The sequence below is a fragment of the Dyella sp. 333MFSha genome (genome assembly GCF_900102405.1).
GTDB classification, from domain to species: Bacteria; Pseudomonadota; Gammaproteobacteria; order Xanthomonadales; family Rhodanobacteraceae; genus Luteibacter; species Luteibacter mycovicinus.
Window position 1 is genome coordinate 905,070 of the sequence record NZ_FNBR01000001.1, and the last position, 17,208, is coordinate 922,277.

The window sequence follows — 17,208 nt, forward strand, 5'->3', positions numbered from 1 at the left end:
GTCGGCGACAGGGATAGGGTTGCGCAAGTCCGGCGGCGCTTGAACGCTTAGCCGGCTCTTCTTCAGTCCAGGCGCCTCGATCGCCTGAAATCCGAACAGCCGGAGTCGTCCGCGACATTCGTCGAAGCGAATTCGGTGAGGTCGAGAGCGTTCCGGAACGACGCAGGGACGATGCTATGGACAGTCGACCCCAGCGTCTTGCAGGTGTGCCCTGCGGGTGCGACGCTTTTCGGTCAATGGCCGCACCGCCACGCGACGCGATTCGAACTCAGATTTCCAGGAAGCCGCGCTGGATGGCGAGGGTTACGGCATGGGTCCGGTCACTGGCGTCGAGCTTGCCAAGGATGCTGCGGATGCGGGACTTGATGGTTTCCTCAGACACACCGAGCGCTTCGCCGATATCGCGGTTGCCATAACCCATGGCAGCCAGCTTCAACACACTGAGCTCGCGCTTGGTCAGGCTTTCCGAGCCGGCGTGCGTCGCCATGTCCTGCCGCACATCGGCGCCGAGCACCTGGCGACCGTCGATGGCCGAGCGGATGGCGGACAGAATCTCGGCGGTCGACGACGACTTCAGCAGATACGAAGTGGCCCCGAGGGTGAGCGCGCGCACGACGCGGGCGTCCCCGGGATAAGTGGTCAGCACAACGACGATGGCGTCGTGGTCAATTTCACGGATGGCCGCAATAGCCTCAAGTCCGTTCATGCGCGGCATTTGCAAATCAATCAATGCCACGTGCGGGCGCGTTGCCCGGAACTGGTCGACCGCCTCCACACCGTCGCCGGCTTCCGCGACCACGGCCATGTCGGCTTCCTGCGAGACCGCATGGGCCAGGCCTTCCCGCATGGCGGGATGGTCATCGGCAATAAGCACGCGAATCGTTGATGGCCTGGTCACAGCGTCTTCCTAATCGCGGAGAGCAGCCCCGGGCTGGCTTGCCGGAGGCAAACGACCTGCATGATGCGGGAAGCGAAATCGGCAGCGCAACGCTCGAAAGGGTGAAATACGCAAAGAAAGTTGACAGTTTTTCGCTGCCTGCAGTGGATGCCTGATGTAGCGGACGCCTCGACGGTCATAAGCAGGGCAAAAACGGACACGCCGCCGTTTTTGCCCATATCGAGGGTATCGACTGTGTGAAGGGTTCGGTCTAATGACAACCAAGGGTGGCGCCGTAGTTCTAGCGGCATGACCTCGGCCTGTGCAGCCCGGATGCATCCACGAATGACTGAGCGTCGGACCGCCGACGCGTCAACGTCAGGCAAATGCTCGCAAACCGTGAGCCGGGGCAGTGTGAGGGTGTGGGCGTAGACGCGGGACATTCCCGACAGGTGTCTTCCATGGCCAGACGTAACGTAGAGCGACTCTCGGATGTGGCCCAAAGGGGCCGCGCCCGCTGTGTTTGGCTGGCTCCAGACTTCAATGGCAGGACCGCCGACGACCAGACGTGAGTCGTGAGACGCAACATGCAGGAGAATACCGTGCGAGAAGACATGTCAGCCCAGTTCATGCCGCTCCCCCTCGCGGGAGTCGTGGTCGACGCCCTTCACTCCAGCGTAGCCGACCACTCGGGTTTGCCGCTGGAGCGAACCATCGATGCACTGTGGTCCCGTCAGGCGCTCGGCGCCGTGCACTTTCCGGGTGTCATCGACCGGCCCATCCTCATCGCGTTCAATGATGCGTTGGGCAACGTGGATCTGGGCCTTGTGCTGCGTCCCGTTGACGCGCCGGCAGAGGGCATGTCCGTGGCAGCACGCCTTGCCGCCATCCTGGTTCGGATGCTTGAACAGCGTCCTTTTCCGGCCCCGGCACTGGTGGAAGTGGCCCTTGCAATCAGGCTCGCACACGGGGAGCACGCAAAGGGGACATCCGCAGGCGCAGACGTCCGCAAGCTCGCCACGTGGCAAAGCGAGCAAGCCGTGGCCTTCATGGATGCAAGAATGCAGGAAGGATTTACCACGGCGGACGTCGCTGCACAGTGCGGGATGTCTTCGGCACGATTTTCCATCGCATTTCGCCTGAGCTTCGGCGCGTCGATACGCCAGTGGGTCATCCAGCGTCGTGTCGAGCTCGCCCAGAGGATGCTGACCAATGATTCGGCCAGTCTCGAGACGGTTGCCGCTGCCTGCGGCTTCAGCGAACAGTGCCATTTCACCAGACAGTTCTCCCGCCTTGTAGGCGTCCCGCCGGGCGCCTGGCGCCGGCGCCAGCACGTTCTGACCGCTTGATGACCAGCACGATCTGAGGTTCCAGATGCCGAAAAATGACGACATGCTCCAGCTTTCCCCGGAGAGCATTGTTCTGCTCGGCGCAAAGGGCGAGGTTCTCGCATGGAATGCAGCGAGCGAACGCCTCTACGGCTGGTCGAGCGATGATGTCGTCGGCAGCAACATGCGTGACCGTCTGCGCTGCACCATTGAAGGCATTCCCGCCGATTCGCCTCCGCCCTTGTTCGATCCCTTTCGCGGCGTCTTCCGGCGTTTTGCCCGCGACGGGTCGATGCGCCGCGTCGACGTCTTTCGCATGCCCTATGGCGTCACGGGAGAAACGCCGAGCGGGATTGTGGAGTTTGGGCGCGATATCACGCAGAACATTCAGCCCTCGCGCGTGCTCGAGAAGGTCAGCCACCGCTACGAAAATCTCTTCAACGCCATGCCGGCATCGTTCTGGCATCTTGAGTTGCTCGGCGCGACAGCTATCGTCAGCCAATGGCGGGAAGAGGGCATTGTCGACTTACATGGGTACCTTGCAGGAAACCCGGCTGCGGTCCGCACACTCATCGGACAGATGAAAATCCTCTCGTTCAACGAACGCACCGTTGAGCTTTTCGGGGAAGGCCGGCGAGACGCGTTGTTTGAAGACCTCAATCAGGTCTGGCCCGACGAAAGCCTGCATGTGTTCGCTTCAAGCGTGCTGGCGGCGTTGAATCGTCACGAGACCTACAGCGCCGAATGCACTTTCTTGACCCTGTCCGGCGCCCGTTTCGACGCACTGTTTACCGCGAGCATGCCGTGGCCGGAAGTGCAGCGCGGCCAGGTTCTCGTTGGCGTTGTCGACATCTCGGAGACCCGACGCGCCCGAAAAGAGGCAGAAGCGAGCGAGCAACGCTACCTCGAGCTTTTCAATTCCAGTCCCGCGGCCAACGTCGAAATTGACTGCTCGCAGCTTGATAACGTTCTCGCCCGGCTGCGCCTTTCCGGCGTCGACGACCTTGGCGCCTACATGGACGCCCATCCGGATTTTGTCGAAGAGGCGCTCGACAGCTGCACCGTCGTCGCCGTCAACGCGAGCTTCGTGCACCTGATGCGCGTGGCGACCCGGGAATACGCATTCATCAGCCTTCGTCGCTATTGGGCACGGGCGCTGCCGGCATACCGTCAGTTCCTTTTGGCGCGGTTTTCAGGTCTCACGACGTACGAGTCCCAGGTGCTGATGACGCGGCCTGGGGGAACGACGTTCAACTGCCTGGTGTCGTCGGTGTACCAACCCATGACATCCCGTCCAGGGGTAATGATTGCGAGCCTGGCCGACGTCAGTGAAATGTCACGAGCGCGGCAGGTGCTCGCGAGGACGCGCTCGGACCTTGCTCATGCAGGACGCGTGGCGGTTCTTGGCGAACTTGCCGCGTCGATTGTCCACGAGGTGAGCCAGCCGCTGACCGCCATCATGCTCGACTCACAGACCGTGCTGCGAACGCTCAACCATCCGGCCCCCGACCATGCCGAGCTGCGCGAGCTCGCGTCCCGCTCTTCAGCCCAGGCCATCCGGGCAACGGAAATCCTCGCCCGCATCCACAGCATGGCCAAGCGCGCCGAACCGATCTATCAGCCCCTAGGCATCAACCGGACGGTGCTCGACGCGGTAGCGGTGGTCAGGGACGAGTGCCGCCGCATGGGTACGGAAATCGAGACGGTTCTGGCGGAGGGGCTTCCACTGGTCATTGGCGATGATGTCCAGCTCCAGCAGGTCGTCATCAACCTGTCTCTCAATGCCGCACAGGCAATGAAGCATACCCCGGAGCGGCTAAGGAACATCCGCATCACGACCCTGGAGCGGGAGGGTGGCGTGTGCGTGGTGGTCGATGACATGGGCGCGGGTGTTACCGCCCGGCAGGCAAAGCGCCTGTTCGACAGCTTCTTTACCACCAAGGAAGGCGGACTCGGCATTGGTCTTCCCATTTGCCGCTCGCTCATCGAAGCGCATGGGGGAACCATCGCACTTGAGCTCGCTCCCGCCGCGTGGTCGACCCGGTTTGCGGTGACGTTGCCACCCTTGGCAGCGGGTAACGGCTGGCCTGTGACGCGGCCCGCGCCCCAGTGACGCGATGAGTTCCTCTTCGTCGGTCCCGAGCTGGCGGCATGCCGCATGTTCCCGGCTCTGTCTCCGGTCTATTCGCCCTCGGTCTCGCGATCCATGCGCAAACGCCGACGCAATTCGGTCGGGGCTGTGCCCTGTCCTCGCACGAATGCGCGTCGCATCCGCTCGGTGTCGCCAAAACCCGTGTCGCGGGCGATGGTCTCCATCGACAAGGTTCCCTGGGCGATGAGCATGCGGGCCTGTTCCATGCGCAACGCGGCGACCGCCTGGGCCGGCGTCCGGCCGGTTTCGGCACGGAATGCCCGCGCAAAGTGCCGGGGACTCAGGTGCGCGATCGCGGCAAGTTCCGCGACGCTGAGCTCGTTCCGCAGGTTCCGCCTGGCATGCGCAAGGCTTGCCTGGATACGGTCGGAGCGTGCATCGATGTCCAGCAGGGTTGAGTGCTGGGACTGGCCTGGGGCACGCCGGTGATGGAGCACCATGCCTTTGGCAATCATCGCCGTCAGTTCTCGGCCGTGGTCTTCCTCGACAAGACCCAGTGCGAGGTCGATGCCGGCCGACATGCCCGCAGACGACCAGATGCGGCCGCTCTGCACGTAGATGCGGTCGAGGTCCACGGTGCACCTGGGAAAGCGCGCCCGCATCCGGTCGCCGAAGTTCCAGTGCGTTGTCGCCTTGTGCCCGTCGAGCAGGCCCGCGTCCCCGAGGACAAAGCTGCCAAGGCAGATGGAGGCGATGCGTCGCGTTCGCGCGCTGGTGTCGACGAGAAACTCGGAGACTGCGGGGTCGTGGTCGGGAACGTCGATGCCCACGCCCACCAGCATCGTGTCAAAGCCGGTGTCGACAAGAGGGGCGCAAGTGACATCCTGGCCAAACGAGCTGCGGACCGCTCCGCCACCGTTGCCGAGGACCTCCAGATCGTAAAGGCGCTTGCCGGCCTCGCGGTTGGCCACTTCAAACACGGAGAAGGCAGCAAAGCAGAGGACCTGGAAATCAGGGTAAACAATCATGCCAACCCGCCGCATCACAACACCTCTCTCGTGGAACCCTCAACATTACCATCCGGACCGCGTTTGCCGGGTCATGGCACGCACCTTTCGACCTGTCTCCACGCATCCTTGTCCGTATTTGATGGATTTTCGACCTTCGAAATGTGAACGCCTTCGGTAGTCTCCGCACACTAAGTCTCTGGAGGGTATCGATGCAGCCGAAAACGGCGCGCGCTGGCCTACATGGACCGGCAAGCGGGGCGGAGCATCGTCGTTGGCGACATCGCCAGGGCATGTGGTCTGTCGGAGCCGCAAATGACGCGCGTCCAAGAGGTGTTTTGTCGAAACCCCCAAGGTGGTCGGATGGGCCGACCAATCCGGTTGCGCACTTTCTGTATGCCATTGGTCAATTTCCACCGCCCGCTCCAAGAGCGGTGCGTGCGCCCGCGCTACGGTTTGGGAAAAGGTGGCGGGCCAACGTCTTTGTCCGGTCAACGGCTCTCACGTGTCGGCCACGGCCTCGGCCCCCGCTGCCACGCAAGCAGTGCTCTCACCCCTGACAACAAAGAGGCCCCCAATGACACAGTCATTCCAGAGCGTCACATCGGAAACGAAGTTTGTCGAACTCGCCGACCGGCGCCTTGCCTACCGCACCATCGGCAGTGGCAAGCCGTTGGTCCTCGCCGTGCGTTTTCGCGGGACAATGGATTCTTGGGACCCGTTGTTTCTTGACGCGCTCGCCGCTCAGGGTTTTCAGGTCACGGTGTTCGATTACACCGGCCTCGGCCAGTCGACAGGCACGCCAACCTACAACCCTGCTTCACTCGCCAAAGATGCCATCGAACTCATCAGCGCCCTCCAGCTGCGCGACGTGGCCATGGGGGGATGGTCGCTCGGTGGCATCGCTGCGCAAATCGTCCTCGCCCAGGCACCGGCGCTGGTAAGCCATGTTGTCCTTATGGCCACGACGCCACCCGGGCATCTGGTCAAGAGCAGCGAGCAGCTGTTTTACGACCTTGCCCGTCGGCAGAACGATGCCGACGATGCCATCAGGCTCTTTTTCGAACCGGGTGCGCCAGCAAGCGTCAATGCTGGGCACCGCTCACTTGCCCGGCTTGCACTGAGGACTACAGGATCCAGCCCCGACGTGCCGCATGAATGGGCGGCTGAGCAACTCGGTGGTGCCCCTCGCAATCCCATGTTCCCGGTCGATGCCGTCCTCCACGTGCTCAAGAACACGGCGGTGCCTGTGCTCCACCTCGGCGCAGACCACGATATCGCCTTCCCCGTCGAGAACTGGTACGCGCTCAATGCCCAGCTTCCGACGCTTTGCCTGGTCACGTTTCCCAGCGCAGGTCACGCACCGCAGCACCAGTACCCGCATGAGGCCGCGCGCCACATTGCCGCCTTTGTCCTCTCCGAACACGCTTGAGTCACGCCCGGTCTGACACGGCCGGCATCCATTTCGCCCGGGCCGGTTTCTCACTTTTGAGGTGTTCCATGAACAAGATTTCCGAAGACATCATCAACGCGCACGGTGGTCTCCACACGTGGCTCAAGTTTCGTCAGGTCAGTGCAACGCTCGACCAGGGCGGGGCGCTGTGGGGCCTGAAGGGCAAGGGCGGCATTCTCGACCACACGACCGTGACGGTCGCAACCGACATCCAGTGGGCGTCGCATGCGCCCTTTGGCAGCATTGCGGCCCGCAGCGATTTCGCGACCCATCGCATTGCACTGCTCGATGGGAACGACGAGGTCATCACCGCGTTGGACAATCCACGCGAATCGTTCGCCGGCCACGCGCTCGATACCCCGTGGGATGACCTGCAGCTCGCCTTCTTTGCAGGGTGCGCGATGTGGACGTACCTCAACACGCCGTTCGTTCTTGCGTGGGACGGCGTCGAATGCGAGGACGCTGGTCCCTGGGAGGAAAACGGCGAAACGTGGCGCAAGGTCAACGTGCGGTACCCCGATTCCCTCGAGGTATTCAGCAAGGCCCAGGCGCTCTACATCGGGCCCGACGGTCTCGTGCGCCGCCTGGATTACGACGTGGAAATTGCCGGCAACACCCCCGGCGCCCATTACGTTTCCGACTACACGACGGTCGAAGGCATCAAGTTCCCGACCAAGCGTGCCATCTACCCGCGCCAGCCGGACGGTCAGCGCATGGCAGAGCCCCTCGTGGTCTCCATCGAGCTGTCGCACATCACGCTCGGCTAAAGAGTCGGATGGCGCCGGGTCGAACGTGCACGTCACTGGGTGATGAGCGCATCACCATCCCGTGCGGCGCGGCCAGAGGGCGGCGGACCAGGACGGACGATTTTTTCGAGGAGGTGCGGATCGGCCGACAGGGGCGTTCCGACCGCAAGGCTGGCAACACCTGTTCTTTTTTATTCCTGCGAGGAGGGTTCATGAAACCGAAGGCAACCATCGACATGCGCGCGCTTGCCGCGGCACTGTTTCTCTCCCTGGCCGCCATGGGCGCGGCGGCGAGCGATGACACCCCGTATGCGAAAATCAACGAGGCAACCGCGACAGCCCCGGTTACCGTCAAGGAACTTCGTGGTGGCGTCAGCGCCCTTTACGGTTCGGGCGGCAACATCGGGGCACTCGTTGGCCAGGACGGCATTTTCATGGTCGACGCTGGCATCGCCGTGTCGCGCCCGAAAATCGAGTACGTGCTCAAAAAGCTGTCAAAAGGGCCTTTGCGCTACATGGTCAACACCCACTGGCACTGGGACCATGCGGACGGCAACGGCTGGGTCCACCAGGATGGCGCGACCATCGTCGCAAGCGCGCAGACGGCAAAGCACCTCGGCGAAAGCATTCGCGTAGAAGAATGGGGGCATACCTTCGAGCCGGTGGAGAAGGACGCCCGGCCGACGCTGATTGTCAAAGGTGACAAGACCATGCCGTTCGATGGCGAAAGCGTCCTCATCCGGCCCTACGTGACTTCCCACACGGACGGCGACTTGTCGGTCTATTTCAAACAGGCGGATGTGCTCTTTACCGGTGACACATGGTGGAACGGTCTTTACCCGTTCATTGACTACGCCGAAGGCGGTGGCATCAACGGCATGATTGCCGCCGCCGACGAAAACATCAGTCTGGTGACGGCGCATACCATCGTTGTTCCGGGCCACGGACCGGAAGGAACGAAGGCCGACCTCATCGCGTACCGCGACATGCTCGTTTCCATTCGTGACAAGGTCGCCGGCTTGAAAAAGCAGGGACTCTCGCTCGAGCAGGTCATCGCCGCCAAACCCACCCAGGCGTTTGACGCCCGGTGGGGCCAGGCGGTCATCAGCCCCGCTCTTTTTACAACCCTTGTCTATCGCGGCGTCTGACCGACGCCTGATGGGCGCAGGCGGTGTTGCTGCTCCCATTTTTCCGGCGGCTTCAACCAGAGACTCGCCTGGCACCTGGAGATTGTCATGTCACAAGTAAACGCATGGGTCGCAAACGAAGCCGGTCAGGCCCTTGAGCCGTTCCGCTATGAGCTCGGCAAATTGGGCCTTGAGGAAGTCGAGGTTGAGGTCGTCTACTGCGGTCTGTGCCACACCGACCTATCGTTCATCGACAACGAACCGGGTTTTGTCACGTTTCCCCTCGTTGCCGGCCACGAAGTGGTGGGACGGGTCGTGCGGCTTGGCGAAACGGCCAAAAACAAGGGTCTGGCGGAAGGCCAGTGGGTTGGCGTGGGTTGGAACCGGGCAAGCTGCCTGCACTGCGACCCATGCCTGGACGGGGCCAATCACCTCTGCCGCGAGCTCGAGGGGACCATCATCGGCCACCACGGCGGCTTTGCCAGCCGGATGAAAGTCCATTGGCTGTGGACTATCCCGCTTCCCGAAGGCCTCGACCCCGCGTCCTCCGGGCCGCTGTTTTGTGCGGGCATCACGGTTTTTTCGCCACTCGTCGAATTTGATGTGCGACCGACCGATAAGGTCGGTGTCATCGGGATCGGCAGCCTCGGCCATCTGGCGCTCCAGTTCCTGCATGCCTGGGGCTGTGAAGTCACGGCTTTTTCGTCGAACGCCGACAAGCGCAACGACATTCTGTCGCTCGGTGCCGACCACGTGGTCACCACCCACCCAGGGGCTGAGTGGGACGCCATCCGGGGTACCTTTGACCTCATCATCGTAACGGTGGGTGCAACCCTTGAGTGGGACGCCATCTTGCAGTTGCTGGGTCCGAAGGGGCGCCTGCACATTGTGGGCATTCCGGCCGAACCGATCCCGCTACATGTCATGTCACTCCTGCTGCCCCAGGCGTCGGTCTCGTCGTCGCCGGCCGGTGCTCGCGGGTCCATGGCGAGGATGCTGCGCTTTGCCGAACACCACGGTATCGCACCACGGACCGAGCATTTCCCGATGAGCCGCATCAACGACGCCATTGCACATCTGAAATCCGGCAAGGCCAACTACCGCGTCGTGCTCGACGCGGACTTCCCGGCAGCCTGAGCGAGTCCCGGTGGCCGACCGGACACCCTGTCCGGTCGGACTACCTGGTCTTCCAGCACCACGATGTCCGGATTTTCAGCCAGTTGGTCATCGATGACGCGCCCACGGCCCCCATTGATGCGGGGTCTGGCAACCAGAGCCAGGGCTCTTCTTCCCTTTCAGGACATCGAGATTGCGCCGCCCTGGGTCAACACCGACCTCATCCACAAGAGCGATGACCCGCGTGCGATGCCGCTCGATGTCTACATCAAAGACACGATGGCGCAGCTGGCGACCGGCAGCACCGGCATTTACGTTGAGCGTGTCCGAGACATGCTCAAGGTGCCGCGGAGTGAGGAATACGAGCGCATCGCCAGTCGCAACCAGGCCCTTGTGGACAATCCCATTCCCCGGGGCTGATGCCCTCCGGTTTTCCGGCTGCGAAAAAAAGGCCGCGTCCAGGCGGGAGCGGCCCTTCTCTTTTTCTTGCCTGATATTGCAAGGGGGTAAACGCGGGAGAGGGTCAGGATGGCATCAAAGACGGATGCGTTGGCAATGCGCGTGCTCGTGGCCGCATGGGTCGCATCCGCCCGCATGCCGATGGCTCGGTCGGCTACCGGCGCGCACTCAACCACAACCGCGCAAGCACCACAGAACCAGACCGGCTGAAACCAGACGGCGGCTTGCCGTGTCCGTTTTTTTGACTCAAACCCGCGGTCCGAAAGTGGTGCGGTCCAAGAACAAGCCACGCCCATCCGCCACGCTCAGGACAAGGCTGGTTTGACAGCATGACGAATGGAACAGCGACGCCATGAACGACCTTCTCCGACTTGCGATGGACGCTGCAGGTGGCCTGGAGCGCTTTGATGCGTTCTCCAAAGTCTCTGCGAAGCTCCACCACACAGGCGTGCTCTGGGCACTCAAGCAGCGGATCGGTGTGCTTACCGACTCTGAAGTCTCCGTCGACCTCAAAACGCAGCACGTCTCCCACTCGCCGTTTGCTCCGACCCCCAATCGCTCGTCGTTCACACCAAAGCGGGTGGAGATTGTCGCCCCCGACAACGCGGTCGTCGAAGTTCTCGACAACCCGAGGGCCTCGTTTGAAGGCTATGAGCTCGAGACGCCATGGTCGAACCCGCAGCTCGCCTATTTTGCCGGCTACACGATGTCGACGTATCTCCGCGCGCCGTTTGTGCTTGCGGGCGACGGCATCCTCATCGAGGAAATCGAGCCCTGGGTGGTCGACGGGCAGCCCTGGCGTCGGCTGCGGGCGACGTTCCCGGAAGCATTCGCCACCCACAGCGCGGTGCAGACGTTTTACTTCGATGCCGATGGTCTTTGCCGTCGCCACGATTACGAAGTCGATATCCAGGGCAAGAACCAGGCGGCGCGCTACATCTCCGACTACGTCGAAGTCCAGGGCCTGAAGATGCCGACGCGGTTTCGCATTTTCCCCCGCACTGCCGACAACACGTCCCTTGCCGAGCCGCTCATCGTCGGCGTGGACCTGTTCGACATCCGGTTTACCTGAAGGGCGCAATCGCCCGACGACTTCCACCAAGGACAGACCATGACTTCCACCGCTCATACTTCGGCCACCGCGCCGACGCAGCACCTCGACGTCGACGGCAACCGCTATGCGTACCGACGCTTTGGTGCCACTGGCAGCACGCCCATGGTCTGCCTGCAGCACTTCACTGGCACGCTCGACAACTGGGACCCGGCCATCATTGATGAACTGGCCAAAGACCGCGAGGTCATCCTGTTTGAAAACGCGGGCATCGGCGGATCCAGTGGTGCGGTTCCGACGTCCATCGACGGCATGACCCAGCATGCGCTGAGGTTTGTCGATGCCCTCGGTCTCCCAAAGCTCCACATTCTGGGTTTCTCGCTCGGTGGCTTCCTCGCCCAGAACATGGCTATTGCCCGGCCTGACCTCATCGACCGGATGGTCATCTCAGGCAGCGCGCCGGAAGGCGGCGAAGGTGCTGGCATGGACCGGCCGGAGCTCGTGGCCATCTATGTCGACGCAACCATGCCCATGAGCAAAAAGCTCAAGCATCTCTTCTTCCCGGCAACATCCGCAGGACAGGCCGCAGCGGATGCCTTTGTCGCACGGCTCGGGATGCGCACGGCAGACATCGATCCGCCGGCCGGCCCCGACGTCGCCCCCGCACAGCTCAGCGCCATGATTGCATGGGCGAACTGGAAAGGTGACGTTGCGGGCAAGCTTGCCCGCATTCCGCACCGCGTCCTCGTGACCAATGGCGACAACGACACGATGATTCCGACGAAAAATTCGTTTGTGCTGGCAGCCGGTTTGCCCAACGCGACGCTGATCGTCTATCCCAATTCGGGGCACGGTGCGATTTACCAGTACGCATCGACGTACGTTGCGCACGTTCGCGAGTTCCTCCAGCAGGTGTGACACGCATCCTTAAAGGCCGCGTCGTCGGGCCGGCTCCACGGTCTGTCTGGTCTCCGGAACATTGAAAACGGGACCGGCATGCCATTTGTGCCGGCCCATCAAACGAGTTTGAACGACATGGTCAAGGCACTGCTCAAAGAAGAAGTCTCGTTTCTCGAAGTCGCAGGCGTGCGAGTGCGGTTCATTGCATCACGGCAGGGGGACGGCATTCCGCTTCTTCTGACCTGCCCGTGGCCCGAGAGTATTTTCGCGTTCAATTTCATCTGGGCAGACATGTGTCGCCTCGGCCCGGTGATTGCTGTCGACCTCCCGGGCTTTGGTCAATCGGAGGCCAGCAAGGCACTGATGTCGCCGGAAGCCATGGGCGACTTTGTCATGGAACTCATGCCGGCGATCGGCCTGACCCGCGCCCATGTAGTCGCCCCGGACGTGGGAACGCTTGCTGTGCTCTTTGCCGCATCCAAGCGCCCGGACCTGTTCGAGAGCATCGTTGCCGGTAGCGGGGCGGTGAGCATGGATTTGCTGGGCGACCCGCTCGCGCAGATTGTCGCGTCCAGACACAGCGACTTTGAAGGTGGCGACGGCGGTGACCAGGTTGTAGCACTGGTGTCGGCGACCGCCCGCGTTCCGATTGCCCCTGAGGTGCTTGAAGACTATCGGGCAGCGTCGAAGGGCCAGCGCTGGAACGACGCGGCAGAATTTGTGCGCGCCTATCCGGCCGAACTACCGCGCCTCGCCGCAGCCTTGTCCGGCATCAAGACGCCGGTGCTTGCCATCTCGGGCAGCGACGACCCGTTCGTCCCACCGTCGAACGGCGAGTTCCTGAGGGACAACCTGCCGCACTGCAAGGCCGAAGTGGTCGAAGCAGGGCACTTTGTCTGGGAAGACGCGTCGACGACCTATGCAAGGCTTGTCAGCAACTGGATTGGCGGCGGTTACCGGTTTGCCTAGGCTTGCCTGACGCGGGAAGTCCTCCTTCCGCTCTTACGCCGCAGGTTCCGGACCGCCCGCTCGTCGGGGAGGGCGACGCCAAGGCTCAGGCACGTCCCGGTCGGACCGCTCGCGATGTCGAACTGCGCACCGGCCGCCTCGGCACGCTCACGCATGATGACCAATCCCCAGTGTCCGGGGCGCCGCCCGGCCTCGAGCACGTCCGCGGGCATGCCCCGTCCGTCATCGCGCACACTGGTCCGCAGGGCGCCGGGAGCAAAATCGAGGGTGACGGTCACGGTGCTGGCCGCAGCATGGAGGAAGGCGTTGTGGACTGCTTCCCTGAGGATGTCGAGGACTGGCACCTGGACGGCGTCCGGCAGCTCCGTTTCTTCCCCGATGACCGTCAGCTCGAAGGCGACGGTTGAACCCTCCTCATGGTCCTCGCCAATGAGCCGAAGCGCATCAGACAGCGACATGCTGCCTTGGCCCACGCTCCGCAGGGCGACGACGCGCGCACGGCCTTCCAGGACGATGCCCTGCATCTGTCGAGACAGTGCCTTGACGCGATCGCGCATCCACTCAGGCATGTTGGCGTCGAGTTCCCATGCCGAAAGCCGGATTGAGATGGCCTGCATGCCCTGCAGGATGGAGTCGTGCAGTTCGCTGGCGATGCGGTCGCGCTCGGCGAGCTTGGCCTTTGTCCGTTCCATGTGCCGGTGGCGCAGCGTCCTGATACGCCATTGATAGGCGCCAAACAGCAGCAATCCGGCGGCAAGGGCAACGAGGCAGCGGAAGAGGGTGGTTTCAACAAAGGACGGCGTGCGGGTGATCGCAGCGGACGACACGACCGCGGACCAGTCGCCCTCGGTGCTTCTTGCCTGGAGTTCGAAGCGGTACTCGCCTGGCGCAAGGCTTGCGTATTTGACCGTGTTGGGGCTCTCGGAGTCGTGCCATGCCTCGTCCATGCCTTTCAAACGATAGCGAAGCTGCACGTGGTTCGGGTCGCCCAGGGACAGGCCGGAGAAACTGATCTCAAGCGCGGTGTCGTCGGGGGGAAGCGTCGCCCCGTTTTTCGGGAGCACCCCGTGACTGCTCGACATCGAGAGGATGACAGGGTGGACCTTGTCCGGCCCCTGGAGTCTGGCTGGGTCGACCGTTGCCAGCCCCAGCGTTCCGCCTGCCCACAGTATTCCGCCCGCATCGACATGCAGGCTCGGCAGGCCACCTTGCTGGCCAGCGCCCTGCAGCCCGTCATCCTCGGTCAGGATGCGGAATGGCACATCAGTCTCCTGTCCGGCCAACACGCCCCGCATCGCGTGCGCGTCGATGCGGACAAGACCCGAGCGTCCGTAAGCCCAAAGCGCGCCGTCCGGCGTCCGCGCAAGGCCTGTCACGCCCCTCAGCACGCCCGGCATTCGCAGAGCCACCGGATGGAAAGCGGTTCCATCGAACCAGGCGATGCCGCGCTCGCCGGCGACGACGAACGGATCACCCGGCAAGATGACCGCCACGGTCCCAAGACCGGTGTCCAACATCTCCCGCGCCGCTCGGTCCCCGTCTACCCGGAGCATCCGCCCGCCCGGATAGGCGAGCCAGGTGTGGCCGGACCGGTCGGCTGCGCCAAAAACCGGCGGCTCGTCCGGAAGTCCATCCGCCTTCCCGCGTCGGACCCAGCCTTGCGGGGAGATTTCAAACAGCCCGGTGTTGCGCACGCCGGCCCACACCGTACCGTTGGCCCGGGGCAGCATGAACAGGAGCGGGGCCTGGCCCACGGAGGAGGGCCGGTCAGACCAGCGGACCAACCGGTCGCCCGCCACGAGGTGGATGGCGGCATAACGGGTCGCCTGGAGGGCATCTCCGTTCTCCCATGGGACCAGCGAGACGGTGTCCTCATTCGCGAGCGTCGAGCGTTTCCCATCGCGGGAAAAGCGCATCACGTCATCCCGCTTCCAGTTGGAAAACGTACCGACGAGCACGCTGCCGTCGTTTTCCGGCAGCACCGAAAAATAATAGCCGGCATAACCGACGTTCACCGGCCGGGTATCGACGGGATGGAAGCGTGCAAGTCCTTCCTTTGCCCCGACCCAGATGTTTCCTGCGCGGTCGGCAAGGAGGGTCATGGGCTGCAGGGTATCGGCCCGCTCCGGGAGGGCCTCGACATCACTGCCGGCCATCGATTTTTTGGCCGGACTCAAGCCGGCGCGGCGAAGGCACAACGTCTGGCAACCGCCAATCAGCGACCAAAAACCGCCACGACCATCAAAGGCGAATACACTGCTGCCTGTGCCCGGGGCGGGCTTCGCGGCCCTCGCGCCGGGCACAAGCTCGAGGCCCGTGGGACTTGTTCGCCACAGCCGTCCATCGGGTGCGCCGATCAGGTAGCGCTGTGACGCCGCATCCATGTCCGGGACGCGGACGAAAGCCTTGGTTCCCTTGGCGAGGCGATAAACGCCGCTTTCCGTGTTTGCGATGACGTCGCCCTCGGCGTCGATCGTCACGATCTCCAAAGGTGCAGCAGGCAGCTGCCATTCGGGTGACCGGCACCGGACCCAGTGGCCGTTGCTCAGGACATACACCGCGTCGCCAACAGTGGCGAAGGTGCGGCCGCCACCGTCAAAGAACAGGCCGTCGATGCCGCTTCGGGGAAGGCCGTCTGGCTGGGAAACGACGCCGTCCGCTGCCCGATGTACGACCGCAGTGCTCCCGTACACGACCCATAGGTCGCCGTCCGGACGTGCCGCTATGTCAATGACCTGCCGCGAGCCTGTGTAGTCGTCGGGCAAAAGGTCCTGGGCAGCAAAGGCCTTTCCGTCGAATCGGTATAACCCCGAGGAGGTTCCGAGCCAGAGCCAGCCGTCACTGGTTTGCGCCATCGCGTTGATATCGCCAGGCGCTCCATCCCGTCCCCCCCAGAACTTGGTGACGAAGCCTGGGAATTTGGGAGAGTCGGCATGGGCGGGCAGGGCAAGCACCATGGCAAGGCCCATGGTCATGAGGATCCCCCACACCGGATGTCGCTTCACTCGGTTCCCCTTTCTGCGGTTCCCCGCATGCTGCTTGCCCGCCGGGCACTGATGTGGGCGGACTTGAGGTCCCATCCACAGGCGGTATGTATCGTGCGCTGGGTTTGTTGCATTCGCAAGCATCGACTGGTGCTTACTCCGGCTGGTGGGTGCGCACATCGCTTCCCTGTGATCGACTTGAAACATCAACGCACAGGGAGGGACGGCAGCCGCTCATGCGAACCGGATTTCCGCGCTGGGCGAATGGCGAAGTACGCGCAAATAGGCGGTTTTTTATGCAGGTCATGCGAGCAATAGGACTTGCTACGCGCTACGACCATCAGCCGGTGGCGCTTGCTCGTGACATTATGCAATCCCTGCCTCAATCGAACGGGCTTTCACACGGGCGGGAAAGCCATGCGACACATGCGAGGTTCCAGGTCGAAGGTCATCTGGCGCGTTCTCCCTCGGTTGATCGTTTCAATGCCGCAGGCGGTCAGTGCCGAGGCAAGGCAACCGGCACCACGTGGCCGGACGCGTCGATTCTCATTGGCCGGATCGGCGGTGACATTCTGGGCTGCCGACGAACGTCGATGGCGATCGACGACACGCAGTCGCCCCACTGGTTGACGGTCACGTACTTTGCGGAGTCGATGGCGGTCCATCCGCTTCGCCTCCCGCTGTCGCTGAGTGCAGTCCAGTGGATGCCTCTTCGGCGCGTTATCTCTTCAGTGAGCTTTTTGCCATTGACACAACGCCCCGCATCCACGGCGGCCGATAGCCGCACGACGGGGGGCGGAGCGGGGCTCTCCCAGTCCGAAATAAGCACAAGGCGCAGGAGGAATCCCTCGCGGGTCCGATAAGATACGGGCGGATAGCGCCACCCGTTTCTCCCGTCTGCTGGCGCCACCATGGGCGACTGGAGATACGCCTGCATCGTTGCCGCGTCGCCAGGAATGAGCGGGATCGCTCCGGAAACCAGCTCGGCGAGTGACATCGGCGGTGCTGCCTCGGCGGCCTGCGGCGTTGCCGTCGCCAGACTGCATGCTGTCAATGCGGCGCTGAGCTTCGAGAGCAGGCTCTTTATAGGCACGATACG

The 17,208-nt window shown here is 63.0% G+C and carries 14 protein-coding genes; 10 read left to right on the top strand and 4 right to left on the bottom strand.

Features of this window, described 5'->3' with window-relative positions:
• Positions 1–268: 268 nt before the first annotated feature.
• Complete coding sequence (locus BLT40_RS04150) at positions 269–898, bottom strand: response regulator transcription factor (RefSeq protein ID WP_090351637.1); 630 nt, start codon at positions 896–898, stop codon at positions 269–271.
• A gap of 566 nt (positions 899–1,464) precedes the next feature.
• On the opposite strand from BLT40_RS04150, the gene BLT40_RS04160 reads away from it, so the two are divergent.
• Positions 1,465–2,226, top strand: coding sequence for a helix-turn-helix domain-containing protein (locus BLT40_RS04160; protein ID WP_079520209.1), 762 nt, complete (start codon positions 1,465–1,467; stop codon positions 2,224–2,226).
• Positions 2,227–2,251: 25 nt separating this feature from the next.
• Complete coding sequence (locus BLT40_RS04165) at positions 2,252–4,318, top strand: ATP-binding protein (protein ID WP_090351640.1); 2,067 nt, start codon at positions 2,252–2,254, stop codon at positions 4,316–4,318.
• A 68-nt stretch (positions 4,319–4,386) separates the two neighbouring features.
• Here BLT40_RS04165 and BLT40_RS04170 read toward each other — a convergent pair whose 3' ends face one another.
• Positions 4,387–5,325 (bottom strand): GlxA family transcriptional regulator, encoded by a 939-nt coding sequence (locus tag BLT40_RS04170; protein ID WP_254857192.1) that lies wholly within the window; start codon positions 5,323–5,325, stop codon positions 4,387–4,389.
• 556 nt (positions 5,326–5,881) lie between these two features.
• On the opposite strand from BLT40_RS04170, the gene BLT40_RS04175 reads away from it, so the two are divergent.
• From BLT40_RS04175 to BLT40_RS04210, 8 genes are all read left to right on the top strand, one after another.
• Entirely contained in the window at positions 5,882–6,736 is an 855-nt protein-coding gene (locus BLT40_RS04175; protein ID WP_079520203.1) for an alpha/beta fold hydrolase, read from the top strand.
• Between the two features lie 68 nt (positions 6,737–6,804).
• Entirely contained in the window at positions 6,805–7,524 is a 720-nt protein-coding gene (locus tag BLT40_RS04180) for a hypothetical protein (RefSeq protein WP_079520202.1), read from the top strand.
• A 191-nt stretch (positions 7,525–7,715) separates the two neighbouring features.
• Positions 7,716–8,651: an MBL fold metallo-hydrolase gene (locus BLT40_RS04185; protein WP_090351642.1), complete on the top strand. Its 936-nt coding sequence runs from the start codon at positions 7,716–7,718 to the stop codon at positions 8,649–8,651.
• 87 nt (positions 8,652–8,738) lie between these two features.
• On the top strand, positions 8,739–9,767 hold the full coding sequence (locus tag BLT40_RS04190; RefSeq protein WP_090351645.1) for an NADPH-dependent aldehyde reductase Ahr: 1,029 nt from the start codon (positions 8,739–8,741) through the stop codon (positions 9,765–9,767).
• A 117-nt stretch (positions 9,768–9,884) separates the two neighbouring features.
• Positions 9,885–10,166, top strand: coding sequence for a Rossmann-fold NAD(P)-binding domain-containing protein (locus BLT40_RS20200; protein ID WP_079520196.1), 282 nt, complete (start codon positions 9,885–9,887; stop codon positions 10,164–10,166).
• Between the two features lie 415 nt (positions 10,167–10,581).
• Positions 10,582–11,277 carry a hypothetical protein gene (locus BLT40_RS04200; protein WP_218124515.1) on the top strand — a complete coding sequence of 232 codons (696 nt, stop codon included), beginning with the start codon at positions 10,582–10,584 and terminating at the stop codon, positions 11,275–11,277.
• Positions 11,278–11,316: 39 nt separating this feature from the next.
• Complete coding sequence (locus tag BLT40_RS04205) at positions 11,317–12,174, top strand: alpha/beta fold hydrolase (protein WP_090351647.1); 858 nt, start codon at positions 11,317–11,319, stop codon at positions 12,172–12,174.
• 117 nt (positions 12,175–12,291) lie between these two features.
• The gene (locus BLT40_RS04210) at positions 12,292–13,125 is read left to right on the top strand and encodes an alpha/beta fold hydrolase (RefSeq protein ID WP_090351650.1); all 834 of its coding nucleotides are present in this window, start codon (positions 12,292–12,294) and stop codon (positions 13,123–13,125) included.
• Here BLT40_RS04210 and BLT40_RS04215 read toward each other — a convergent pair.
• Positions 13,122–16,100: a sensor histidine kinase gene (locus BLT40_RS04215; RefSeq protein WP_176809096.1), complete on the bottom strand. Its 2,979-nt coding sequence runs from the start codon at positions 16,098–16,100 to the stop codon at positions 13,122–13,124. The two genes, BLT40_RS04210 and BLT40_RS04215, sit on opposite strands and share 4 nt — an antisense overlap.
• Before the next feature lie 505 nt (positions 16,101–16,605).
• Complete coding sequence (locus BLT40_RS04220; RefSeq protein WP_090351658.1) at positions 16,606–17,202, bottom strand: hypothetical protein; 597 nt, start codon at positions 17,200–17,202, stop codon at positions 16,606–16,608.
• Positions 17,203–17,208: the final 6 nt, after the last annotated feature.

Excerpts from the sequence above, each read along its gene's own strand:
- BLT40_RS04160 (WP_079520209.1), top strand. The coding sequence starts at position 1,465 with ATGCAGGAGAATACCGTGCGAGAAGACATGTCAGCCCAGTTCATGCCG.
- BLT40_RS04165 (WP_090351640.1), top strand. The coding sequence starts at position 2,252 with ATGCCGAAAAATGACGACATGCTCCAGCTTTCCCCGGAGAGCATTGTT.
- BLT40_RS04170 (WP_254857192.1), bottom strand. The coding sequence starts at position 5,325 with ATGATTGTTTACCCTGATTTCCAGGTCCTCTGCTTTGCTGCCTTCTCC.
- BLT40_RS04175 (WP_079520203.1), top strand. The coding sequence starts at position 5,882 with ATGACACAGTCATTCCAGAGCGTCACATCGGAAACGAAGTTTGTCGAA.
- BLT40_RS04180 (WP_079520202.1), top strand. The coding sequence starts at position 6,805 with ATGAACAAGATTTCCGAAGACATCATCAACGCGCACGGTGGTCTCCAC.
- BLT40_RS04185 (WP_090351642.1), top strand. The coding sequence starts at position 7,716 with ATGAAACCGAAGGCAACCATCGACATGCGCGCGCTTGCCGCGGCACTG.
- BLT40_RS04190 (WP_090351645.1), top strand. The coding sequence starts at position 8,739 with ATGTCACAAGTAAACGCATGGGTCGCAAACGAAGCCGGTCAGGCCCTT.
- BLT40_RS20200 (WP_079520196.1), top strand. The coding sequence starts at position 9,885 with ATGCGGGGTCTGGCAACCAGAGCCAGGGCTCTTCTTCCCTTTCAGGAC.
- BLT40_RS04200 (WP_218124515.1), top strand. The coding sequence starts at position 10,582 with ATGGACGCTGCAGGTGGCCTGGAGCGCTTTGATGCGTTCTCCAAAGTC.
- BLT40_RS04205 (WP_090351647.1), top strand. The coding sequence starts at position 11,317 with ATGACTTCCACCGCTCATACTTCGGCCACCGCGCCGACGCAGCACCTC.
- BLT40_RS04210 (WP_090351650.1), top strand. The coding sequence starts at position 12,292 with ATGGTCAAGGCACTGCTCAAAGAAGAAGTCTCGTTTCTCGAAGTCGCA.
- BLT40_RS04215 (WP_176809096.1), bottom strand. The coding sequence starts at position 16,100 with ATGACCATGGGCCTTGCCATGGTGCTTGCCCTGCCCGCCCATGCCGAC.